Raw genomic sequence first — 22685 nt, 5'->3', positions numbered from 1 at the left:
GGTCAGCTGCGCAGGCCCGGCGCTTCCTGGCCGGTGCGGGCGACGTATTCCGTGTAGCCGCCGCCATAGGCATGCACGCCGTCGGGGGTCAGTTCCAGCGTGCGGTTGGACAGAGCCGCCAGGAAATGCCGGTCGTGGCTGACGAAGAGCATGGTGCCTTCATATTGCGCGAGCGCGGCGATCAGCATCTCCTTGGTGGCGATGTCGAGATGGTTGGTCGGCTCGTCCAGCACCAGGAAATTCGGCGGATCGAACAGCATCGTCGCCATCACCAGCCGGGCCTTCTCACCGCCCGAGAGCACGCGGCAGCGCTTCTCGACATCGTCGCCGGAGAAGCCGAAGCAGCCGGCGAGCGCGCGCAGCGAGCCCTGGCCGGCCTGAGGAAAGCGGTCCTCCAGCGACTGGAAGACGGTGCGGTCGCCCTCCAGCACCTCCATGGCGTGCTGGGCGAAATAGCCGAGCTTGATCGAGCCGCCGAGCGCGACATTGCCCTCATCGGGCTCGGTCGAGCCAGTGACGAGCTTGAGCAGGGTCGACTTGCCGGCGCCATTGATGCCCATGACGCACCAGCGCTCCTTGCGGCGGACCTGGAAATCCAGCCCCTCATAGATGCTGCGGCTGCCATAGCGCTTGTGGACGCCCTTGAGCGTGACCACGTCCTCGCCGGAGCGCGGCGGGGTCTGGAATTCGAAGGAGACGGTCTGGCGGCGCTTGGGCGGCTCGACCTTCTCGATCTTGTCGAGCTTCTTGACGCGGCTCTGGACCTGGGCGGCGTGCGAGGCGCGCGCCTTGAAGCGCTCGATGAAGGCGATCTCCTTGGCGAGCATGGCCTGCTGGCGCTCGAACTGGGCCTGCTGCTGTTTCTCTGAAAGCGCGCGCTGCTGCTGGTAGAACTCGTAGTCGCCGGAATAGGAGGTCAGCGCGCCGCCATCGATCTCGATGATCTTGCCGACGATGCGGTTCATGAACTCGCGGTCATGCGAGGTCATCAGCAAGGCGCCGTCATAGCCCTTCAGGAAGGATTCCAGCCAGATCAGGCTCTCGAGGTCGAGATGGTTCGACGGCTCGTCGAGAAGCATCGCATCGGGGCGCATCAGCAGGATGCGGGCGAGCGCGACGCGCATCTTCCAGCCGCCCGAGAGCGCGCCGACATCGCCGTCCATCATCTCCTGGCTGAAGCCCAGGCCCGCCAGGACCTCGCGGGCGCGGCCGTCGAGCGCATAGCCGTCGAGCTCCTCGAAGCGTCCTTGCACCTCGCCATAGCGGGTGATGATCTCGTCCATGTCGTCGGCGCGGTCGGGGTCGCCCATCGCGGCCTCCAACTCGCGCAGTTCGGCGGCGACGGTGCTGACGGGGCCTGCACCGTCCATGACGGCGGTCGCGGCGCTGACGCCCTTCATGTCGCCGACATCTTGGCTGAAATAGCCGATCGTGATGCCGCGATCGACCTGGACCATGCCCTCGTCGGGCGGCTCCTCGCCGGTGATCATGCGGAACAGGGTGGTCTTGCCGGCGCCGTTGGGGCCGACGAGGCCGACCTTCTCGCCCTTCAGGAGCGAGGCCGAGGCCTCGATGAAGACGATCTGCTGGCCGTTCTGCTTGCCGATGTTTTCGAGGCGGATCATGGTTCTGCGTGAGGTCCGGGAGGGATGCTGCGCTGCAATAGGGCAGGAACGCCCGGCTTGGAAGGGCCGGAGGCGGGGCCAGCAGCATCGCTCGCTGCTGGATCTGGCCGGTGATCCCGCTCCAAGGCCTGGGTGAGCGCCTCAGCATGGGCGAAGAAGCGCTCGCGGACAGCACGCGCATGCGGGTTCGCCCGCTCGATCGCGAGGAAGACGCCCGGCGCATCGTGGCGGACCATCTCGGTTGCCTGCATCAGCAATTCGAAGCTGCGCGTCGTCATGCGGCTCGGCATCGGCTCCATGCGGACGAGGATCTTGGCGACGAGATGGGTCAGGCCCTGGACCATGGCCATGTCGCGGTCATGCGCGTCCGGCGTGGTCAGGATCACGTCGAGCGCCAGCGTTCGGCGCAGGAAGGCGGCGATGCGCCGGATGCTTTGACCGCGAATCGGGCAGAGCGCGATCTTCAGGCCTTTCAGCCCGTCGCGAGCGCTTTGCGGGCCGAAGAGCGGATGCGTGCCGATGATCTCGACATCATCAGGCAGCCCCTCGAGCAGCAGGCGGGCCGGCTCGATCTTCACCGAGCCGACATCGAGCACGACGGTGCCGGCGCGCAGATGCGGGCGTAGCGCGGCGATGGCGTCAGCCAGTGCATCGACGGGTACGGCGAGGATGACGATGTCGCAGGCCGCGACCTCGGCGATGCCACCGGGGATAAGCCCGCGGCCCGAGCCGTCCGGCTCTACATGCCGGGCCGCATCGCACACGACCAGCGGCAGATGCGGCTGGAGATGGCGCGCCATCAACCGGCCGAAGGCGCCGAAGCCGAGCAGGCCGATGGAGGAGAAGGATTTTCGTCTGGTCGACATCGTCTGGGTCCCTGAGAGGGCCGCGATGTCGGAGGACTGCCTGAGTTCAACCGCCAGCGCGGCGGTTGAAGCATGAGAATGCGACCCGCCTTATGAGGACGGGGCGTAATAGGTCCGGGCGAGGCAGATCGCTTGGCTCATGGGGTGCTTGAAACGCAGGTGAGGGGCGCTGTCAACGCCGCGCCGGGGACCAGCGCAGCGTTGGTGCGGTCTCAAGCCGCCGTCTTCGCCTTTTCCTTGTCCATCATCTCGACGAAGCGCTTGAAGAGATAATGGCTGTCCTGTGGGCCGGGCGAGGCTTCCGGATGGTGCTGGACGCTGAAGGCCGGGCGGTCGGTCAGGGCAAAGCCGCTGTTGGAGCCGTCGAAGAGCGAGATATGGGTCTCGACAGCATGGCTCGGCAGCGAGGCCGGATCGACGGCGAAGCCGTGATTCATCGAGACGATCTCGACCTTGCCGGTGGTCTTGTCCTGCACCGGATGATTGGCGCCGTGATGGCCCTGCTTCATCTTCATGGTCTGGCCGCCGACGGCGAGCGCCATCATCTGGTGGCCGAGGCAGATGCCGAAAGTCGGGACCTTCTTATCCAGCAGTTCCTTGATGACCGGGACGGCGTATTCCCCGGTTGCGGCCGGGTCGCCCGGGCCGTTGGAGAGGAAGATGCCATCCGGCTTCAGCGCCAGGATCTCCTCCGCCGAGGCGGTCGAGGGCACGACGGTGACGTCGCAACCGGCCTTGGAGAGCAGGCGCAGGATGTTGCGCTTCACGCCGTAGTCGATGGCGACGACCTTGTGGGCCGCGCCGTCGCGCTTGCCGTAGCCGACCGGCCAGACCCAGGGCGTCTCGTCCCAATCGAAGCGCTGGGCGGAGGTGACCAGCGGCACGAGGTCGAGGCCGGCCATGTCGGGCAGGCCCGCCGCTTCGCGCTGCAGGCGGGGAATGTCGAAGACGCCGTCGGGGGAATGGGCCAGAAGCGCGTTCGGCATGCCGTTGTCGCGGATCAGCGCGGTCAGCGCGCGGGTATCCACGCCGCAGATGCCGACGATGTTGCGCGCCTTCAGCCAGGCGTCGAAATGCCGATGGCTGCGCCAGTTCGATGGCTCGGTGATGGCGGCGTGGAGCACGACGCCGCGCACGCCGGATGCGGCGGCGGCATTGACTGTCTCGGTGTCGTCGTCATTGACGCCGACATTGCCGATATGGGGGAAGGTGAAGGTGACGATCTGGCCGGCATAGGACGGGTCGGTCAGGATTTCCTGATAGCCGGTCATCGCCGTGTTGAAGCAGACTTCGCCCGGCGCCTCACCGGTGGCGCCGAGGCCGAAGCCCTCCAGCACGGTGCCGTCCGCCAGCACGAGGAGCGCGGTCGCGCGCGGTTCGCTCCAGCCGCCTGCGGCGGGGTTTCCTTCGGGTGCGGTCATGTCTATGTCTCGGTCCAGGCCGCAGGAGCTGCGGCAATGCATGGGCGCCAGCGGGTTTTCGCTCGCCGCCGTCTGGAGCGCGAGCCTTAAAGACGCGCTCCCATGCCGTCAATCGATGCGGGCGCAACGCCTGTGAGACAAAAGGGAATAGCACCATGACCAGCCTGCGCGAGCGCTTCACGGCCGATCTCAAGGAGGCGATGAAGGCCGGCGAGAAGGGCAAGGTCTCGACCATCCGCCTGATCACCTCGGCGCTGAAGGACAAGGACATCGAGGCGCGTGGCCTCGGCAAGCCCGAGACGACGCCCGACGAAGTGCTCGCCCTGCTGCAGAAGATGATCAAGCAGCGCCAGGAATCGATCGCGATCTACGACGCCAATGGCCGCCCCGAACTCGCCGCCGGCGAGCGCGCCGAGGTCGAGGTTATCTCGGGCTACATGCCCAAGCAGATGTCCGAGGACGAGGTGAAGGCCGCGATCACAGCCGCCGTCACGGAGAGCGGCGCTGCGTCGGTCAAGGACATGGGCAAGGTCATCGCGATCCTGCGCGCCAACTACGCCGGCCAGATGGATTTCGGCAAGGCGAGCGGGCTGGTGAAGGCGGCGCTGGCGGGGTGAGCCGGCGTTGTCGGGCGGGCTCAGGCCCGCTCGATATCCGTCTGCGAGAAATCATCGCCTTTGTAGAGCAGCGGCCAGCTGCGGGTCTTCGCCAGCGCATAGGCCGCGCAATCGCCCATGTTGAGCTTGGCGGGATGGCGGCCCTTGCCGAAGCGGCGATAGGCTTCGAAGGCGAGGTCGGAGAGCGCTGCGTCGAAGGGCACGATTTCGACGTGATAATCCGCGATGAAATCATCGACGAACGAGACCGGCAACCTTTTGCCAAATGCGATGACGAGGCGCGTTTCCAGCAGGTTGATCGACGAGATCACGCGCACATCAGCCAACTGAAGACGATCAACGAAAATCGTGCGCTCGGCTTCGCCGGTCAAGCAGGCGACGACGGCCGAGGTGTCAATAACGAGCTTCACCAAAATCCGTTTTCATCATAGCCGATGATGTCGTCCATCTCCTGCTTGGTCATGACGTGATCGGTCGGCGTGATATTGTATTTTTTATATAGCGCTTCGAGTTTTGCCCGCCCCTCCGCGATCCGGATCTTCTTTTCTTCCTTCGTCATCCCGTCCTTGTCGAGTTCATTGTCCACCGCCTGCCGCACGGCCTGCGTCAGCGTCAGGCCGCGCCGCTTTGCGAGCGTCCGCACCGCCTGCTCGGTCTCCGGATCCTTGATGTTGAGGGCCATCGCCGTCTTCCTTTTCCGCATCTTTCTTTATCACGCCCCATCCGCTCGGACCATCGCTGCGTGCGTCGTCCGACACGTTCGAACTTTCGCCACACGGCGCGATGAGGCGGGGCAAAGGAGGAAGCCGATGCCGACGATCATCCAAACTACCTTGGTGGCGATAGCCCTGATCCATGCCGCGGCCGCCGCAGGCGCTCAGGAGCGCGGCTGGGAGAGCGGCTACCAGATGGGGACGTCCTATGCTGGGGTCTCCAGTGCTCAGGGCGCGCGCCTGACCTTCTATTGCGGCGACAGCGCAGCGGCGAAAGCCAATCCGGCGATCTCCGGCGGGCCCTATCTCACGGCGAGCCTGCCCAAGGCGCCGGGGCTGGAAACCGTTGGCTCGCTGGAGATCGTCATCAATGGCAGGGCGAAGGCAATTCCGGTCCAGCCGCAGGCCGATGGCGGGATGGTCGAGCTGAGCTGGAAACCGAGCCGTGCCTTCGACCTCCAGCAGATGAGGCCAGTCGTCGCCGCCCTGCGCATGGCGAGCTCGATCGCATTGCGGGCCGGGGGACAGAGCTTTGCCATCCCGTCCGACGGGGCTGCGAAGGCGCTCGCCGACAATCCGCTCAGCTGCAAGTGAGGCCGAGCGACCGGCTTTCGCCGCGCCTGTGGATTACATGGGCAAGCCCGCCTGAATCACGATCCGTTCTTGGCTTGGAGGCTTGCCGGGTCCACATAGGCAGGAATGAAATTCCCGCCCTCCATCCTGGACGAAATCAAGGCAAGGCTGCCGGTCTCGGCCGTCGTGGGCAAGCGCGTGCGCCTGGCCAAGTCGGGGCGCGAGTGGAAGGGGCTCTCGCCCTTCAACGCCGAGAAGACGCCGTCCTTTTTCGTCAACGACCAGAAGGCCTCGTTCTTCGATTTCTCCTCGGGCAAAAACGGCGATATCTTCAAATTCGTGATGGAGACGGAAGGGCTGTCCTTCCCCGAGGCGGTCGAGAAGCTCGCCTCGGAGGCCGGCGTCGCGCTGCCCAAGATCACGCATGAGGCGCAGGTCCAGGAGGAGAAGCGCAAGGGGCTGCACGAGGTCGTGGAGCTCGCCGCGCGTTTCTTCGAGGCCGAACTGGCCGGCGAGCGCGGCGGCGCTGCGCGGCGCTACCTCGCCTCGCGCGGGCTCGACGGGGAGGCGCGCACGCGCTTCCGGCTGGGCTACGGGCCGGCCGATCGTTTCGCGCTGCGCGATCATCTCGCGGGCAAGGGCGTCAGTGCCGAGTTGATGATGGAGGCGGGACTGCTCGTGCATGGCGAGGAGATCGCCGTGCCCTATGACCGCTTCCGCGACCGCATCATGTTCCCGATCCATGATTCGCGCGGGCGGCCGATTGCCTTCGGCGGGCGGGCGATGAGCGCCGAGGTCTCGGCCAAGTACCTGAACTCGCCGGAGACGCCGCTCTTCCACAAGGGCTCGGTACTGTTCAATCACCACAATGCCCGCAAGGCGTCGCACGACACCGGGCAGGTCATCGTCGTCGAGGGCTATGTCGACGTCATCGCGATGGCACTCGCCGGCTTCCCGCAGACGGTGGCGCCGCTCGGCACCGCCCTGACCGAGGACCAGCTGACGCTGCTCTGGCGGATGGCCGACGAGCCGGTGATCTGCCTCGACGGCGACAAGGCCGGGCGTAAGGCCGCGAGCCGCGCGATGGACATCGCCCTGCCGCAACTGGAGCCCGGCAAGTCGCTGTCCTTCGCGCTGTTGCCGGACGGGCAGGACCCTGACGATCTCGCGCGCTCTGGCGGCAAGGCCGCCATCGCCGAGGTTCTGGGCGCGGCGCGGCCGCTGGTCGACATGCTGTGGACGCGGGAGGTCGAGGCCGGCCCTCTCGATACCCCCGAGCGTCGGGCCGCCTTCGAGCGCCGGCTGAAGGAGCCGCTCGGTCAGATCCGCGACGAAACCACCCGCAAGCACTATCGCCGCGAGATGGAGGATAGGCTGGCGCAGCTCTTCGCCAGTGCGGCGCCAGTGCGGCCCGAGCGGGGCCGCGATGGTGGTTTTCAGCGTGGGCGCGGGCAGGCCCGGGGCGGGCGTGGCGGTTTCCAGCAGGTCGCGCCCTGGGCGGTCGGGCCGCTGAAGGCCTCGAGCCAACTGACCCGCACGAAGATCATGGCGCAGGGGCGCGGCGAGGATACGCGGGAGGCCTTCATCCTGCTGGCGCTGGCGTCTCATCCCGGGCTGATCCTGCGTTGTGCCGACGAAATCTCGGAATTGTCGCTCGACGGTGCAGCCGCCGAGCGCTTCCGGCAGGCGCTGCTTGATGCGGCGATGGAGGGCGTTCTCGACGAGGAGGTGCTGGCGAATCGGCTGGAGCAGCCCCGCGTGCGGGAGGCCCAGGCCCATCTGATGGCCGTCCCCGGCCCCGCCGAGCGGCTGAAACTTGCGCAAGGCGCTGATCCTGAATCGGTTTTCGACTCGATTCGTCAGGCTATTGTCTTGCATCAGCGCGCGCGGACGCTACATAGCGAGTTGAAGGCAGCCGAGCGCGCATTGGCTGACGAAGCGACCGAAGCCAATTTCGCCTGGATCAAGGACGTCAAGGCCCGCCTCGAGACGATCGAGGGGACGGAGGCGATGTCCGGTGATTGAAGGCAAGGGCGCCCGGTGCTTGGCGTCTCGGCGTGCGCACCGGTTTTCAGGATGGTTTACGGTTCATCAACGATGAGCGGTGCCATCTCGCCGAAGTGATTTGGGTGGGGTGAGCGCGCCGGACCTTCGGCCGCGCCGCCCTTTTATGCGTCGCCTATGGCTTCTTTCGAGCCTGCGGCGATGCGAGAGTGCGGAGCGCTGATTGATGGCGACGAAAACGAGCGAACGGGACAAGACCGATCAGGTCGCGCCGGAAGCGCCTGCGACCTCCGATGGACCGTTGCTCGATCTGACCGATCAGGCCGTAAGGCGGATGATCAAGCTCGCGAAAAAGCGCGGCTATGTCACCTATGACGAATTGAACGAGGTTCTGCCGTCGGAGGAGTTTTCCTCCGAGCAGATCGAGGACGTGCTTGGCCAGCTCAGCGAGCAGGGCATCAACGTCGTCGACAACGAAGACCCGGAAGCTTCCGGCGAGGAGCGGGCGGCTGCGCGCACCGGCACCAACGGCGCCGACGAGGAAGAGCCCGAGGGCGGTGAACTGACCGATGCCTCGCGCTCGGCCCTGCCCGTCGAGGTCAAGCGCAATCTGGAGCCGACCGAGCGCACCGACGATCCGGTGCGGATGTATCTGCGCGAGATGGGCTCGGTCGAGCTGTTGTCGCGCGAAGGCGAAATCGCGATCGCCAAGCGCATCGAGGCCGGTCGCGAGGCGATGATCGCCGGGCTCTGCGAGAGCCCGCTGACCTTCCAGGCCATCATCATCTGGCGCGACGAGCTCAACGAAGCCAAGATCCTGCTGCGCGACATCATCGATCTCGAAGCGACCTATGCCGGGCCCGACGCCAAGAATCCGCAGGTTGCGGCGGGCGAGGGCGGCGAAGGCGTGCCCGTCGAGGGGGCTGCGCCCGCCGGCGAGGCGGAGGTGCCCGAAGGCGAGCTGCCGTCCGATCTCGACGACGACGACATCGAGAACAACGTCTCGCTCTCGGCCATGGAGGCCGAGCTCAAGCCGCGCGTGCTGGAGACGTTCGACTCGATCGCCGACAACTACAAGAAGCTGCGCCGCCTGCAGGACCAGGACATCGCCAACCGGCTGGAGAACACCAAACTCTCGCCGTCGCAGGACCGCAAATACAAGAAGCTCAAGGACGACATCATCACCGCGGTGAAGTCGCTCTCTCTGAACAACAACCGCATCGAGGCGCTGGTCGAGCAGCTCTACGACATCAACAAGCGCCTGATCGGCCATGAGACCCGCCTTCTGCGCCTGGCCGAGAGCTATGGCGTCGGCCGCGAGGACTTCCTCAAGCAGCATGTCGGCGGCGAGCTCGACCCGAAATGGGTTCTGCGTGTCTCCAAGCTCGGCTCGCGTGGCTGGCGCGAATTCGTCGGTGCGGAGCTGGAGCGGATCAAGAGCCTGCGCGAGGACATCCATACGCTGGCCTCGGAGACCGGCCTGGAGATCCAGGAGTTCCGCAAGATCGTGCTGATGGTCCAGAAGGGCGAGCGCGAGGCCCGGCAGGCGAAGAAGGAGATGATTGAGGCAAACTTGCGCCTCGTGATCTCGATCGCCAAGAAGTACACCAATCGCGGCCTGCAGTTCCTCGACCTGATCCAGGAAGGCAATATCGGCCTGATGAAGGCGGTCGACAAGTTCGAGTACCGCCGGGGCTACAAGTTCTCGACCTATGCGACCTGGTGGATCCGCCAGGCGATCACCCGCTCGATCGCCGACCAGGCCCGCACCATCCGCATCCCCGTCCACATGATCGAGACGATCAACAAGATCGTGCGGACCTCGCGCCAGATGCTGCACGAGATCGGCCGCGAGCCGACCCCTGAGGAGCTGGCCGAGAAGCTGGCGATGCCGCTGGAGAAGGTCCGCAAGGTCCTCAAGATCGCCAAGGAGCCGATCTCGCTGGAGACCCCGATCGGCGACGAGGAAGACAGCCATCTCGGCGATTTCATCGAGGACAAGAATGCGATCCTGCCGATCGACGCGGCGATCCAGTCCAACCTGCGCGAGACGACGACGCGTGTGCTCGCTTCGCTCACGCCGCGTGAAGAGCGCGTTCTGCGCATGCGCTTCGGCATTGGCATGAACACCGACCACACCCTCGAAGAGGTCGGCCAGCAGTTCAGCGTGACCCGCGAGCGCATCCGCCAGATCGAGGCGAAGGCGCTCAGGAAGCTGAAGCATCCGAGCCGCAGCCGGAAGCTCAGGAGCTTCCTGGATAATTAATCAATCCGGTTCTCCCGGGGGCGCACATGACGATGTCGGGAATGCGCGCCCCCGTAGAGAGCGCTGCGGCGACTTGGCCGCCGCTCGCCGGATTCATCGATTTCGAGAACCGCCTTGGCGAACGCCTCCGCAACCGGCCGTTGGCGTCCGGCTTCTATGAGTTCCTTCGCTTTGGCATGAAGCAGGCTTGGGCCTGTCTGTTTGGCGGCATCGTCGTCTTTCTGCTGATTGCGACCTATCTCTTCTACCCACGCGATGCCGTATTGACGCGCTCCGACTTCCTGTTCGTCAGCATGCTGGCAGTTCAGGCCGGGCTGATCCTGACCCGCCTCGAGTCCGCCGAGGAAGCAAAGGTCATCCTAATCTATCATGTCGTCGGGACGGTGATGGAGATATTCAAGACGGCCGTCGGTTCTTGGATCTACCCGGAGCCGAGCTTTTTCCGTATCGGTGGTGTGCCACTGTTCACTGGCTTTATGTATGCCTGCGTCGGCAGCTATCTATGCCGTGCCTGGCGACTGTTCGACTTCCGGTTCGCCCATCACCCTCCGCGCTGGGCGCTGATCGCTACCAGCATCTTGATCTACGTGAACTTCTTCACGCATCATTTCATTGTTGATTTTCGGATCGGGCTCTTCCTGATTGCCGGAGGACTGCTCGCCAGGACGAAAATCTACTTCAAGGTCTGGCATGCGCATCGCTCGATGCCGCTGCTGCTAGGCCTGCTTCTGGTCGTGCTGTTCATCTGGTTCTCGGAGAATATCGGAACTTTCACCCGAACCTGGCTCTACCCATCGCAATTGCAGGGTTGGTCGATGGTGTCCTTCACCAAGCTCGGCTCTTGGTTCCTGCTGCTGATCATCAGCTATACGCTCGTGACGCTGGTCAACCGACCGCAGCCTTTTGAACGGCGATGACTGCCTTCCAATTGCCACGGCGCGCCGCGCTTGCATTCGCTGTGATTTTCGTCATCGCGATCGGCCTCACGACCCGCCTGCTCAGCATCGGCTGGTCGCCAATCGTCGCAAAGTATCTGGGCTCCCTGCTCTGGGGCGTGATGGTCTATTGTCTCGTCGCATGGCTTCGTCCGGCCTTGCGACCAACCGCAGTCGCGCTCGTGGCATCATGTGTCGCTGTGCTGGTCGAGTTCAGCCAACTCTGGCACCAATCTTGGCTGGACGACTTCCGAGCGACCCGGTTAGGCGTCCTGCTGCTCGGCCGCTTCTTCGCCTGGGCCGATATCGCGGCCTATCTTGTTGGGATAGCGGCGGCCGCCGGTATTGACCCCTTTCGGTTGAAAGCCGCACGGCCGGATACGGGCTGAAAATCGCCGCATTGCGATGGCCGCGAGCCTCAAATCCCCCGCACCAGCGCCACCAATTGATCCAGCGCCGTGCCCCAGCCCTGGTGGAAGCCCATTTCCTCGTGCTGCTTCTTGGCCGCCTCGTCCTTGTGCAGGGCGCGGGCGGTGTAGAGCGTTCCGGTCGCCGTCGGCTCGATGGCGATCGAGGCGGTCATGAAGCCGGAGCCGAGGGGACGATAGCCGGGGCCGAGCGCGTCGGTGAAGACGAGGAGCTTTTCCGGCACGATGAAGAGGAAGCAGCCGGTGTTGTCGTGCTTCTCGCCACCGGGACCCTCCATCACGGTGCGGAACATGCCGCCGGGCTGAAGGTCGATCTCGCAGGTGGTAGTCCGCCACGGGGCGGGCGTGAACCACTGCTTCAGCAGCTCCGGCTCCGTCCAGGCACGCCAGACGAGCCGAGGCGCGACAGCGACCTCGCGCTTCAGTTCGAGGTCGAGCGTCGGATCGAACACGGTGGCGGGCAGGGCGGTCATGGGGTCTCCTCGTCGTTTCTCAATTGCAGGACGAAGGCGTCGAGCTGGTCGAGGCGCTGCGTCCAGAGGTTGCGTTGCGCCTCCAGCCAAGTCTCGGCGGCGGCGAGAGGTTCCTTGTGCAAGGTGCAGGTGCGGACGCGCCCGGCCTTGGCGGTGGTGATGAGCCCTGACTCCTCGAGAACCTTGAGATGCTGGAGGAAGCTCGGCAGGGCCATCTCGAACGGCCTGGCGAGATCGCTCACCGAGGCCGGCCCGCGGCCCAAAGCCTGGACGACCGCGCGCCGGGTAGGGTCGGAGAGGGCGCGGAAGGCCTGGTCGAGGGCGGGCTGGGCTGCGGTCATGGGGAAATCGAACAGCATCGCAATTGTTAGGTCAATACCTAACTAATTGATCGGTCCCATCAGCGGCATTGATCGCACGGCTTGATCTTGACGCGCGGCTGCGGCTTGCTGAGCGTGCCAGACCGGAGGTTGCAACGCATGTCCCTCGAATTCCTGCTGACCTCGCTCATCATCGTCGCCTCGCCCGGAACAGGCGCGCTCTACACCATCGCGGCGGGTCTGACGCGCGGGTCACGCGCGAGCGTGCTTGCGGCTGTCGCCTGCACGCTGGGGATCGTGCCGCATCTCCTGGCCGCCATGGTCGGTCTCGCGGCGGTGCTGCATGCGAGCGCGCTCGCCTTCGCGATCGTGAAATATGCCGGTGTCGCCTATCTGCTGTTCATGGCCTGGCAGACGCTGCAGGAGCATGGCGCGCTCAAGGTCGAGACGAAGGCCGATCCGCGCTCGGCCTGGCGCGTGCTGCGAGACGGTATCGCGATCAATGTGCTGAACCCGAAGCTCTCGATCTTCTTCGTCGCCTTCCTGCCGCAGTTCATCGCAGCCGACGAGGCCGCGCCGCTGGCGCGGATGCTGGAACTGTCTGCTGTGTTCATGGCGATGACCTTCATCGTCTTCGCGCTCTATGGGCTGTTCGCGGCGGCGATGCGCGACAAGGTGATCGGCCGGCCGCGCGTCATGGCCTGGCTGCGGCGCAGCTTCGCGGCGGCCTTCGTGGCGCTGGGAGCCAAGCTCGCCGTCACCGAACGATAGGCGAGGGACCATGGCGAGGACGCCGGCGCAGACCATCCTCGCGATCGAGACGCGCGGGCCGGGGCTCTATGAGTTCACCGACCGCGCCGAGGGCTTCGTCGCGCAGGCCGGCATCGAGACCGGGCTCTTGACCCTGTTCGTGCGCCATACCTCCTGCTCACTGCTGATCCAGGAGAATGCCGATCCCGACGTGCGTGTCGATCTCGACGCGTTCTTTCGCCGGCTGGTGCCATCGGCGGATGATCCGGCGATGGCCTATCTCGTCCATCGCAATGAGGGTCCCGACGACATGCCGGCCCATATCAAGGCGGCGCTGACGCCGGTGTCGCTGTCGATCCCCGTGATGAATGGGCGCCTTGCGCTGGGCACCTGGCAGGGGATCTATCTGTTCGAGCACCGCCAGAGGCCGCACCGGCGCGAGGTCGTGCTGCATCTGGCGGGCTGAGCGGGCTCAAGCGGGTGGGGCCACCAGCAGCGCAAGCAGGCGTCGCACCAGCGGCATGACCAGCAGCAGCGTCGGGAAGGCGACGAGCCAGGACAGCACCCATGAGCCGGGCCAGGCCTGGAGGAAGGCGGGAGTCGGCCCCAGGGCCCTCATCGTCGCGATTCCCGAGACGACGAAGGTCATGATGATGGAGAGAAGCAGCGGCATCATCACCGCAGCGTAGCGTGCCGGCAGGCGGCGCAATTTGGAAGGTCGCATGAGAAGGGCTTTCGCAAGGGCGGGCCGTCGGAGCATCCAGGCGGCCATGGCCGGGGGATGCGTTGCCTGACGTGAGACGCTTACGAACGGAGAGAGGCCCGATGAGCCCTCCATAATCGCACCGCTTCCGCTTGCCAAGCGGAGCGTCGCGCTTGGCAGGGGGTCGCTGCGCAAGTTAGGTGTCCGCGAGCCCCGTCACTGCCCCGGAGGAAAGCCCGATGTCCTTCCTGAAGTCCCTGTTCGGCGGCCGCAAGGCGGCTGACGAGAAACCTGCCGGCCCGGTCAAGAGCCTCGAGCATAACGGCTTCACCATCCATGCGACGCCCTATCAGGAGGGCGGCCAGTGGCAGCTCTGCGGCATCGTCGAGAAGACGGTCGAGGGCGAACTCAAGAGCCATCGCTTCGTCCGGGCCGACCGTTTCCCCGGTGTGGCGGAGGCGGCCGATTTCACGCTGGTCAAGGGTCAGCAGCTCGTCGACCAGCAGGGCGAGGCGGTGTTCCGGTAGCTGGCGAGCGAGGGGGGCGACGCAACAGCGCAGGAACGGACTGCGCTTGCGCGGGTTGTCGGATCATCATCCCGACCCGAACAAGGAGGCCGCCCATGAGCGCCCAAACCACCACGAGCCTTGCAGGCAGCAGCAGTCTCGCAGGCAAGAGCATTCTCATCCTCGCCACCAACGGCTTCGAGCAGTCCGAGCTCGACATCCCCCACACCAAGCTCAAAGAGGCCGGTGCGACCGTCCATGTCGCCTCGCCCGAGTCCGGCGAGATCACCGGCTGGGACCAGAAGGACTGGGGAAAGGCCGTCAAGGTCGACCGGACGCTCGACGAGGTCAGCGCGGACGCCTATGACGCCATCGTCCTGCCCGGCGGGCAGATGAACCCCGATACGCTGCGCGGCAATCCCCAGGCGCTGAGCCTGATCAAGACCTTCTTCCAGCAGGGCAAGGTCGTGGCGGCGGTGTGCCATGCTCCCTGGCTGCTGATCGACACCGGCATCGCCAAGGGGCGCAGGCTGACCTCCTACAAGACGATCCGGCAGGACATGATCAATGCCGGCGCGCAGTGGGAGGATTCCACCGTGGTGGCCGACAAGGGCGTCGTGACCTCGCGCAACCCTGACGATCTGCCGGCCTTCGTCGCCAAGATCATCGAGGAGGTCAACGAGGGCCGCCACGAGCGCCGGGCCGCGTAAAGCTCGCCGGATCGGGTGTCGGGGCGTGTCGACCTGCATCGACGCGCCCCTGTCCCGCCACGGGTGCGCTTGCCGTCGCCCGTCTCACTGCCTAATCCTCGCGCAGAGAACGCCATCGTCTGGAATCGGCGCCTGAGGAAACATGACCCCTGAGGATCAGCGCTATGCGCCGGATTCGTCCTATGCCTGGCTGCGGCTGGCGGTCGCGCTGCTGGTCGGCACCGCGGCCTGCGTCGGCACCTGGTCGGTCGTTGTGGTGCTGCCCTCGGTGCAGACCGAATTCGGCACGCTGCGTGCGGGCGCCGCGCTGCCCTATACCTGCGTGATGCTCGGCTTCGGCTTCGGCAATATCGCGATGGGCCGGGTCGCCGACCGCTACGGTATCATCGTGCCGATCGTGCTCGGCGCGCTGCTGCTGGGCTGCGGATACATCGTCGCGGGCTTCGCGCAGACGCTGTGGCAGTTCGCGCTGGTGCATCTCTTCATCGGTATCGGCGGAGGCGCGGGGTTTGCACCGCTGATCGCCGATCTCTCGCACTGGTTTCGCCGGCATCGCGGGCTCGCCGTCGTCTTCGGCGCATCGGGCAGCTATCTGGCGGGGGTGATCTGGCCGCAGGTCATCACCTGGGGGCTGGCGAACCATGGCTGGCGGGCGACGCATATCGGCATCGGCATCGCGGTCATGGCGATCATGCTGCCGCTTGCGCCCTTCTTTCGGCGGCGCCCCTCGGCGGCGAGCATGGCGGCCCAAGACGCGGCGAGCGAAGGCGCGCGCGGCGATCTCGGACTCTCGGCCAATCAGCTGCAGTGGCTGCTGGCGGTCGCGGGCTTCTCATGCTGCGTGGCGATGGCGATGCCGCAGGTCCATATCGTCGCCTATTGCGGCGATCTCGGCTATGGCGTGGCGCGCGGCGCCGAGATGCTGTCGCTGATGCTGGGCTTAGGCATCATCAGCCGTATCGGCTCGGGCTTCGTCTCCGACCGGATCGGCGGGGCTGCGACGCTGGCGCTGGGCTCGCTGATGCAGGGTCTGGCGCTGTTTCTCTATCTCTGGTTCGACGGGCTGACCTCGCTGTTCGTCGTCACCGGCATCTTCGGCCTGTTCCAGGGCGGGATCGTGCCGATGTATGCGGTGATCATTCGCGAATACCTGCCGGCGCGCGAGGCTGGCATGCGCATCGGCATCGTGATGTCGGCGACGATCCTCGGCATGGCCTTCGGCGGCTATGTCTCGGGCGCCATCTTCGACGCCTTCGCCTCCTACCGCGCCGCCTTCCTCAACGGGCTGGCCTGGAACCTGATCAATCTGACCGTGGTGTGCTGGCTGATGATGCGGGCGCGGCGGAAGCTGGTGGTCGCCTAGGACCGCTCTCTCAATAGCGGTGCGCTCAGGTCGCGACCGCGCCAGGCCGGTACGTCCCGAAACACCAGACATGCCCTTCCGGGTCTTTGGCGATGAAGTCGCGGCTGCCATAGGGCTGGTCTTTCGGCTCCATGCAGATCTCGGCGCCTGCCCTGCGGGCACGCTCGCAGCGCGCGTCGATGTCGTCGGTCGCGATATAGGGCGAGGCTGTCGTGCCGCCGAGTTCGGCGGGCCGCGAGACCAGCTTGCCGAAGTCGTTGCCGTCCGCCGAGCCGAGCATGACGAAGCTCGTACCCATGCGCAACTCGCCATGCAGCAGCGTCCTGCCGTCCTCGGAATAGAAGGCGGCATGCTTCTCGAAACCGAAGGCCTCGATCAGCCAGTCATACATTCTCACGGCATCGGCATAGCGTAGCGCGATGCAGATCATCGGTTGGGCTGCGGCCATGTCGTCGCTCTCCTGCGTGTTCCTTGACGCTGCCGCCAGCCTGTCACCGGCTGCCAAGCCCTCTCCAGCCGCGATCCTAGCGCGGATGATCGCGCCGGGGCGAGCGGCGCGTTCCCCTTTGCGATGGACCACCGGTTCCCTCGGGAACAGCGGCCGACCGCAAGCGCTGCGACAGTTCGGTTACCGCCACGAGACGACGTCCGGTCGTCGAGCGCGCCGCACCTCGCGAGGATCGTCATGGAGATCAAGCTTTCAGGGTCCGTCGGAGCCGGCGGCGTCAACAAGGGCACCGAGGTCAGAGCGGTCCAGGTCGCGCTCAACCGCTGGCGCGCGACGCAGACCATGCCGGCCATCGGTGTCGACGGGTCGATCGGCGGCGAGAGCATCGGCGCGATCAAGCATTTCCAGAAGACCCAATTCGGCTGGACCGATCCGGATGGCCGCATCGATCCGCAGGGCAATTCGCTGAAGAACCTCAACGCCTTCCTCACCGGCCCGACGCGGCGGCTGCTGGAGCCGGTCAGGAAGTTCAGGCGCGGTGTCCTGACGATCGAGATGGGGGATGACGGCGAGATCGTGGTCAGGCCGGGCGACTGGCCGTCGCGCTATGCGATCGCGATCTACGGCAATCCGTTCAAGTTCGACACCTTCGTCAGAATCGACGGGGAGGTGCTGACACCTGTCGTTCGCCCTCATGCCGGGCCTCTGCGGATCGGCGAGTCGATCTATGATTACGAGCAGTATCTGCGGTTCATGGAGAAGACCAACCAGCCCGTGCCGAAAAAGCCGACGCCTGCCCCTCCTCTGCCGAAGACCCAACAGGAGAAGATCATCGAGCGCGTCCTGCAGGAGGACTACAACATCAAGGGCGAGGAGGCGAAGTTCATCGGCAATGTGGTGACGTATCTCGGCTATCTCGGCAACGCCATCGACATCGTCGATGCCACTGTCGCGATCTTCGTGGAAAGCGCGCTGCTCGAGACGATCGCGACAGTGGCGGCTCCGATCGGCATCTTCGTCGGCATCGCCGATGCCTGCATCACCTTCGTCAATGTCTCGGACACGCATGCGCGGTTTGCCGCTTATCGGGGCCTTGTCTATGCCGAGGTCTCCTGGGCACTCGGCCATCTTTCGCCGCCGTCGATGTCGCCCTTGCTGCGAAGCAACATGAGCGGCCTTTCGGACTACGACCGCAACATGGCGAATGCGGAGTGGAGCCGCGTCACAGCGGCCGTCTATGCAAGGCTCAACACGGAATTCAACACCGATCAGAAGCGCAAGGTCGCCAGGCAGGCGTTGATGCAGCGCTTCGACAATTCGCCGCAGAAGATGTGTCGCGCGGGCCTGGAAGCATTCGAGAACAAGTTCGATTTCGGCGCCCAGCGTGACACCTGGAAGCTCGGTTATCGCGATCTCTACCCGAACTGATCATTGTTGCGTCGGTGCTGGCGGCCAGACCGGTCGCTGGCTATAGAGGGAGCCGCCCGGCTGGCCGGGACGGATTCGGGGCGCGGCGGGAGGCTGCGCAGGCTCCCGTCTCGCCCCTCGACGTCACTTGCAAGGGTTTCAAAGTTCATGCTTCTCACCACCATCGCCGGCAGCCTGCCCAAGCCGACCTGGCTCGCCGAATCCGAGCGCCTCTGGGCGCCGTGGAAGCTCGAGGGCGTCGCCCTGCAGGAGGGCCGGCGCGATGCGACGATCCTGTCGGTGAAGCTGCAGGAGGATGCCGGCATCGACATCGTCGGCGACGGCGAGCAGGCGCGGATGCATTTCGTGCATGGCTTCCTGGCCAATCTCGGCGGGATCGATTTCGACAAGAAGACGATCATGGGCATCCGCAACAACCGCTACGACGCGGAGGTGCCGACTGTGACGGGCGCGATCCACCGCAAGGGGCCGGTCCACAGCATGGAGGCCCAGGCCGCACGTGCGCACACCACCCACAAGCTGAAATTCACGCTGCCCGGCCCGATGACGATCGTCGACACGATCGCCGACGAGCATTACGGCCGGCGCGAGGACCTCGCCATGGCGTTCGCGGCCGTGCTGAACGAGGAGGCGCATGAGCTTCAGGCGCTGGGCGTCGATGTCATCCAGTTCGATGAGCCGGCCTTCAACGTCTATATGAAGGAGGTCCCGGACTGGGGCATCGCCTGCCTGGAGCGCGCCGCGCAGGGTCTGACGGCCAAGACCGCCGTCCATATCTGCTATGGCTACGGCATCAAGGCCAACAACGACTGGAAGGCGACGCTCGGCGCGGAGTGGCGTCATTACGAGCAGACCTTCCCGGCGATCGCCAAGAGCTCGATCGACCAGGTCTCGCTGGAGTGCCGCAACTCCAAGGTGCCGCTCGACCTGATCAGGCTGCTCGACGGCAAGGACGTCATGGCCGGTGCGATCGACGTCGCCTCGAACGCGATCGAGACGCCCGAGGAGGTTGCCGCCACGATCCGCGCCGCACTCGCCTTCGTCGCGCCGGAGAAGCTTTATCCCTGCACCAATTGCGGCCTCGCGCCGATGACGTCCGAGGTCGCCTACGGCAAGCTCGCGGCGCTGGCGGCGGGTGCGGCGCTGGTGCGCAAGGAACTGCGCGCGGCCTGAACCGGCCACTTCGTCACCCCTCCTTTCCATCTGGCGCAGGCGCGGCGGCGCATGCTCCAATGGCAGGGATTCGACGAGGGGTTGAGCCGATGACGAGAGAAGCGGGCGTGGCGCAGGACGAGGCGCCGCGCGGCAATCTGACGGTGCGCATCAATGCGATGCCCGCCGACACCAACGCCAATGGCGACATCTTCGGCGGCTGGGTGATGTCGCGCATGGACGCCGCCGGCGGCATCGCCGGCGTCGACCGGGCGCAGGGGCGCGTTGTCACCATCGCCGTCGATGCGATGACCTTCATCCGGCCGGTCAAGGTCGGCGACGTGCTCAGCGTCTACACCGAGGTCGAGTCGGTCGGCCGGACCTCGATGAAGATCCATGTCGAGGCCTGGGCCCGGCGTTTCCGCACCAGTATCCACGAGAAGGTCACGGATGCGACCTTCACCTTCGTCGCGATCGACGAGGAGGGCCGGCCGCGCCCGGTTCCGAGGCCGGCGGAAGACTGAAGTATTTGGGCGCCGCCACATCCCCTAACGGAAGCTGAATCCCGTTGCCAGCGCAGTGATTCAAAAGAATCCACGCTTAAACGTTCTTTAAGCGCGGCCGGACAATTCTCTCCAGGACAAGTCCCGCCCAACCACGATAGGGCGCGGGGCGGTTCGGGGGGTGCGTCGACGGTCGCCAAGAATTGGCGAACTCGCGGCCGCTTCGTTCTGCGGCGGGCTCTCGCATAGCTGCCGCAGGCCTCGCTCCAGCTTCGCCGTCCATCGTGTCGCGTTGTTTCGGAGAGCATCGATGACGAATGACACCAAGCCCTCCAGCCAGCGCAGGACGGCGCGTATCGGTATCGGCGCCCGCATCTATGCGGCGCTGGGGCTGATGACCGCGCTGACCATCGTCGCTTCCGGTGTGGCCTGGTTGTCCTATGGCAGGATCGGCGTGACCGTCCAGGACATGGCCGGCCGGAAGATGCCGATGGTCGAGCTCGCTCTCGAACTATCCCAGGCAGCCACGCAGTCGACAGCGCTCGCACCGCGTTTCCTGGACGTCGAGAACGTCCAGCAGCGCGCAGCCTTGACCAATGACCTCGACAAGATCGAGGCTCGCCAGTTCGACCTCATCCGCCGGATCGGTTCGCTGAGCGGCCTCGACATGAAGCCGATCCAGACCGCAGTGGACGACCTGTCACGTGCCATCAACGACATCAACGATCTCACCGGCGCCCGGATGCGCAATACGGCGGCGATGAACACGTCGCTGGAGAACCTCACCAAGGCAGGCCGGGTGTTCAGCGGCGTGGTCGGCTCGGAAGCCGATGAGGCACGCTTCAATGTCACCATTGGCATCGAGAGCATCAAGGGGCTGAGCGGCGAGCAGCTCGATGCAGCCATGAAGACCCTGAACGACAAGGACTTCCCGGTCTTCGATTTCGCCCGCAAGCTCGAAGCGCAGGTCAACGAAGTCATGGGCATGCTGCGCGAGACGGGGCAAATACCCGACAAGGCCCGCCTCGATGTGGCACAGGCTCGCTTCAATGCGACCGCCTTGCGGATTCGCCTGGAGCTGACCGCGGCCGAAAACGTGGCGCCGAATCCCTTCCGCAATCAGGTGGTCGAAGGGGTCCTCGCGATCGGCGAGGGTCGCAACGGCATCGTCGAGGCACGCCAGCGCGACCTGGCAACGCTCGCCCAGATCGCAGCGACCCTCAAGGATGTCGACCGGGGGGCCATGACCCTTCGCGGCCAGGTCGAAAAGCTCGTCGAAGGCGCCCGCGGCGAATCTCTTGCCGCCAGCAGTTCGACGGAGACGCTGATCGAGCAGAGCAAGATGTGGCTCGGCTCCGTCGGCATCGGTTCGCTGCTGATCGCGCTGATGCTCTCGCTGTTCTATGTCCGGCCTGTGATCATCGGCCGCCTGAACCGGCTCTGGGCCGCGACGCGGGCGATTGCCGACGGCGCGCTGGAGACCGTCGTCGAGATCAAGGGCAATGACGAGGTCTCCGACATTTCCAAGAGCGTGCTGCTCTTCCGCGACAATGCCGTGGCGCTGCGCGCCGCCGAAGCTGCCAAGATCGAGGACGACGCCCTGGCGCAAAGCCAGCGCCGCGAGATGATGCAGGAGCTGGGCGCGGCCTTCGGCGAGGTCGTCGCCGCCGCAGCCGCGGGCGATTTCAGCCGTCGCGTCCAGGCCAACTTCGCCGACGCCGAGCTGAATGCGCTCGCCGGATCGGTCAATGAATTGCTGGAGACGGTGCAGGGCGGTCTGCAGGAGACCTGCGACGTGCTGGCGGAGCTTTCCGCCGGACAGCTCTCGACGCGCGTCGAGGGCCTCTACCAAGGCGCCTTCGCTGAGCTGAAGCACGGCACCAACGGCCTTGCGAACGAGTTCGAGAGCACGCTTGCCAAGCTCTCCGAGACGGTCACGGCGGTGCGCAGCGCCACGACGGAGATCCTCGACGGCGTCACCGATCTCGCCCAGCGCACGAGCGAGGAGAGCAACGCCGTCTCCATGGCGACCAACCAGCTCGGCGCCTTCGCCGGCACGGTGAAGAAGACCGCGTCGGAAGCCGCCCAGGCGACCGGCATGGCCGAGGGCGCCGAGAGCCAGGCCCAGCAGGGCGAGAAGGTGGTCGCGTCTGCGCTCGAAGCGATGCAGCGCATCCGCACCTCCTCGAACAAGATCTCCGAGGTCATCGCGATGATCGACGAGATCGCCTTCCAGACCAATCTCCTGGCGCTGAACGCAGCCGTCGAGGCGGCGCGCGCCGGTGACAGCGGACGCGGCTTCGCGGTGGTCGCGACCGAGGTGCGCAGCCTCGCCAAGCGCTCGGCGGACGCCTCCAACGACGTCAAGAAGCTGGTCGAGGCCGCCCATGGCGACGTCAAGGTGGGCGTCGGGCTGGTCGAGGAAACGGCGGCGATGTTCGAGGCCATCGTGTCCTCGGTCAACGATCTGACCGGGCTGATGAACGGCATCTCGCTGACGGCGAAGAACCAGGCGAGCGACGTCTCGGCGATCAACACCGAGATCGACGGCATCGGCACGATGGCCCACCAGAATGCGGCGCTGGTCGAGGAGACCAATGCTGCGCTGGCGCTCACCGACGAGCAGACCCGCGCGCTCAGCGAGCACATCGCCCGCTTCCGCTTCCGGGAAGGCCACGGCGCCGACGAGCCGGTCGCCAGGGCCGCCTGATATCCGGGTCGGCCTGCCGAGCCGGACAAGGCCACCCCACAGTTCAGGCCCTGCCGTCATGCGATGGCAGGGCCTTTGCCTTTGGCAGGCCTTTGCATTTGGCAAACCTTCGCGTTGCCAAGCCGTGTCGTTTCGCAAGCTTCAGTGTTTCGACGAGCAGGAGCCTTGCTT

At 65.6% G+C, this 22685-nt stretch carries 24 protein-coding genes; 15 read left to right on the top strand and 9 right to left on the bottom strand.

The annotated features are described in order from the left end of the window. Nucleotides 1–2 precede the first annotated feature (2 nt). The 3 genes from AE618_RS20000 to carA form a co-directional block, all read right to left on the bottom strand. Nucleotides 3–1625, bottom strand: a complete 1623-nt coding sequence (locus AE618_RS20000; protein WP_054210832.1) for an ABC-F family ATP-binding cassette domain-containing protein — start codon at nucleotides 1623–1625, stop codon at nucleotides 3–5. Then, nucleotides 1622–2491: a prephenate dehydrogenase gene (locus AE618_RS19995; protein WP_082365419.1), complete on the bottom strand. Its 870-nt coding sequence runs from the start codon at nucleotides 2489–2491 to the stop codon at nucleotides 1622–1624. Before AE618_RS19995 ends, AE618_RS20000 begins: the two co-directional genes overlap by 4 nt. Nucleotides 2492–2703: 212 nt before the next feature. After that, entirely contained in the window at nucleotides 2704–3912 is a 1209-nt protein-coding gene (gene carA, locus AE618_RS19990) for a glutamine-hydrolyzing carbamoyl-phosphate synthase small subunit (protein WP_054210831.1), read from the bottom strand. A gap of 155 nt (nucleotides 3913–4067) precedes the next feature. Here carA and AE618_RS19985 point away from each other — a divergent pair, with 155 nt between their 5' ends. Continuing rightward, nucleotides 4068–4529 carry a GatB/YqeY domain-containing protein gene (locus tag AE618_RS19985; protein WP_054210830.1) on the top strand — a complete coding sequence of 154 codons (462 nt, stop codon included), beginning with the start codon at nucleotides 4068–4070 and terminating at the stop codon, nucleotides 4527–4529. Between the two features lie 20 nt (nucleotides 4530–4549). Here the strand turns inward: AE618_RS19985 and AE618_RS19980 are convergent, their stop codons facing one another. Continuing rightward, nucleotides 4550–4939, bottom strand: coding sequence for a type II toxin-antitoxin system VapC family toxin (locus AE618_RS19980; protein WP_054210829.1), 390 nt, complete (start codon nucleotides 4937–4939; stop codon nucleotides 4550–4552). After that, nucleotides 4936–5211 (bottom strand): type II toxin-antitoxin system VapB family antitoxin, encoded by a 276-nt coding sequence (locus AE618_RS19975; protein ID WP_054210828.1) that lies wholly within the window; start codon nucleotides 5209–5211, stop codon nucleotides 4936–4938. The genes AE618_RS19980 and AE618_RS19975 overlap by 4 nt, the downstream gene beginning before the upstream one ends. Nucleotides 5212–5338: 127 nt before the next feature. On the opposite strand from AE618_RS19975, the gene AE618_RS19970 reads away from it, so the two are divergent. From AE618_RS19970 to AE618_RS19950, 5 genes are all read left to right on the top strand, one after another. Next, on the top strand, nucleotides 5339–5836 hold the full coding sequence (locus tag AE618_RS19970) for a hypothetical protein (protein WP_054210827.1): 498 nt from the start codon (nucleotides 5339–5341) through the stop codon (nucleotides 5834–5836). Between the two features lie 105 nt (nucleotides 5837–5941). Further along, nucleotides 5942–7840, top strand: a complete 1899-nt coding sequence (dnaG, locus tag AE618_RS19965) for a DNA primase (RefSeq protein WP_054210826.1) — start codon at nucleotides 5942–5944, stop codon at nucleotides 7838–7840. A 205-nt stretch (nucleotides 7841–8045) separates the two neighbouring features. Beyond that, on the top strand, nucleotides 8046–10085 hold the full coding sequence (rpoD, locus tag AE618_RS19960; RefSeq protein WP_054210825.1) for an RNA polymerase sigma factor RpoD: 2040 nt from the start codon (nucleotides 8046–8048) through the stop codon (nucleotides 10083–10085). Nucleotides 10086–10111: 26 nt separating this feature from the next. Then, nucleotides 10112–11002 (top strand): DUF817 domain-containing protein, encoded by an 891-nt coding sequence (locus AE618_RS19955; protein WP_197280837.1) that lies wholly within the window; start codon nucleotides 10112–10114, stop codon nucleotides 11000–11002. Then, on the top strand, nucleotides 10999–11409 hold the full coding sequence (locus AE618_RS19950; RefSeq protein WP_054210824.1) for a DUF2809 domain-containing protein: 411 nt from the start codon (nucleotides 10999–11001) through the stop codon (nucleotides 11407–11409). Before AE618_RS19955 ends, AE618_RS19950 begins: the two co-directional genes overlap by 4 nt. A gap of 29 nt (nucleotides 11410–11438) precedes the next feature. Here the strand turns inward: AE618_RS19950 and AE618_RS19945 are convergent, their stop codons facing one another. Both AE618_RS19945 and AE618_RS19940 read right to left on the bottom strand, forming a co-directional pair. After that, nucleotides 11439–11921, bottom strand: coding sequence for an SRPBCC family protein (locus AE618_RS19945; RefSeq protein WP_054210823.1), 483 nt, complete (start codon nucleotides 11919–11921; stop codon nucleotides 11439–11441). Continuing rightward, nucleotides 11918–12262 (bottom strand): ArsR/SmtB family transcription factor, encoded by a 345-nt coding sequence (locus tag AE618_RS19940; RefSeq protein WP_054210902.1) that lies wholly within the window; start codon nucleotides 12260–12262, stop codon nucleotides 11918–11920. Before AE618_RS19940 ends, AE618_RS19945 begins: the two co-directional genes overlap by 4 nt. 138 nt (nucleotides 12263–12400) lie before the next feature. Here AE618_RS19940 and AE618_RS19935 point away from each other — a divergent pair, with 138 nt between their 5' ends. Continuing rightward, a complete protein-coding gene (locus AE618_RS19935; protein ID WP_054210822.1) occupies nucleotides 12401–13012 on the top strand; it encodes a LysE family translocator in 612 nt (203 codons plus the stop codon). A 10-nt stretch (nucleotides 13013–13022) separates the two neighbouring features. After that, nucleotides 13023–13457, top strand: coding sequence for a secondary thiamine-phosphate synthase enzyme YjbQ (locus tag AE618_RS19930; RefSeq protein ID WP_054210821.1), 435 nt, complete (start codon nucleotides 13023–13025; stop codon nucleotides 13455–13457). 6 nt (nucleotides 13458–13463) lie between these two features. Here the strand turns inward: AE618_RS19930 and AE618_RS19925 are convergent, their stop codons facing one another. Continuing rightward, complete coding sequence (locus tag AE618_RS19925; protein WP_054210820.1) at nucleotides 13464–13715, bottom strand: DUF2798 domain-containing protein; 252 nt, start codon at nucleotides 13713–13715, stop codon at nucleotides 13464–13466. A 218-nt stretch (nucleotides 13716–13933) separates the two neighbouring features. On the opposite strand from AE618_RS19925, the gene AE618_RS19920 reads away from it, so the two are divergent. The 3 genes from AE618_RS19920 (at nucleotide 13934) to AE618_RS19910 (ending at nucleotide 16273) form a co-directional block, all read left to right on the top strand. Then, on the top strand, nucleotides 13934–14221 hold the full coding sequence (locus tag AE618_RS19920) for an HlyU family transcriptional regulator (RefSeq protein ID WP_054210819.1): 288 nt from the start codon (nucleotides 13934–13936) through the stop codon (nucleotides 14219–14221). 95 nt (nucleotides 14222–14316) lie between these two features. Beyond that, nucleotides 14317–14910: a type 1 glutamine amidotransferase domain-containing protein gene (locus AE618_RS19915; protein ID WP_054210818.1), complete on the top strand. Its 594-nt coding sequence runs from the start codon at nucleotides 14317–14319 to the stop codon at nucleotides 14908–14910. A 142-nt stretch (nucleotides 14911–15052) separates the two neighbouring features. Beyond that, nucleotides 15053–16273, top strand: a complete 1221-nt coding sequence (locus AE618_RS19910) for an MFS transporter (protein WP_054210817.1) — start codon at nucleotides 15053–15055, stop codon at nucleotides 16271–16273. Between the two features lie 25 nt (nucleotides 16274–16298). Here the strand turns inward: AE618_RS19910 and AE618_RS19905 are convergent, their stop codons facing one another. Further along, on the bottom strand, nucleotides 16299–16721 hold the full coding sequence (locus AE618_RS19905; protein ID WP_054210816.1) for a VOC family protein: 423 nt from the start codon (nucleotides 16719–16721) through the stop codon (nucleotides 16299–16301). A 237-nt stretch (nucleotides 16722–16958) separates the two neighbouring features. Here AE618_RS19905 and AE618_RS19900 point away from each other — a divergent pair, with 237 nt between their 5' ends. The 4 genes from AE618_RS19900 to AE618_RS19885 all read left to right on the top strand — a co-directional run bounded on the left by AE618_RS19900 (nucleotide 16959) and on the right by AE618_RS19885 (nucleotide 22514). Next, entirely contained in the window at nucleotides 16959–18149 is a 1191-nt protein-coding gene (locus AE618_RS19900) for a peptidoglycan-binding domain-containing protein (RefSeq protein WP_054210815.1), read from the top strand. Between the two features lie 147 nt (nucleotides 18150–18296). Next, a complete protein-coding gene (locus AE618_RS19895; protein ID WP_054210814.1) occupies nucleotides 18297–19322 on the top strand; it encodes a methionine synthase in 1026 nt (341 codons plus the stop codon). Nucleotides 19323–19411: 89 nt separating this feature from the next. Further along, complete coding sequence (locus tag AE618_RS19890; protein ID WP_054210813.1) at nucleotides 19412–19825, top strand: acyl-CoA thioesterase; 414 nt, start codon at nucleotides 19412–19414, stop codon at nucleotides 19823–19825. Between the two features lie 289 nt (nucleotides 19826–20114). After that, complete coding sequence (locus tag AE618_RS19885) at nucleotides 20115–22514, top strand: methyl-accepting chemotaxis protein (protein ID WP_054210812.1); 2400 nt, start codon at nucleotides 20115–20117, stop codon at nucleotides 22512–22514. The last annotated feature ends 171 nt before the right edge of the window (nucleotides 22515–22685 follow it).

This window comes from Allobosea vaviloviae, assembly GCF_001298265.1.
GTDB lineage: Bacteria > Pseudomonadota > Alphaproteobacteria > Rhizobiales > Beijerinckiaceae > Allobosea > Allobosea vaviloviae_B.
This window is presented reverse-complemented; position numbering and strand designations above follow the sequence as displayed.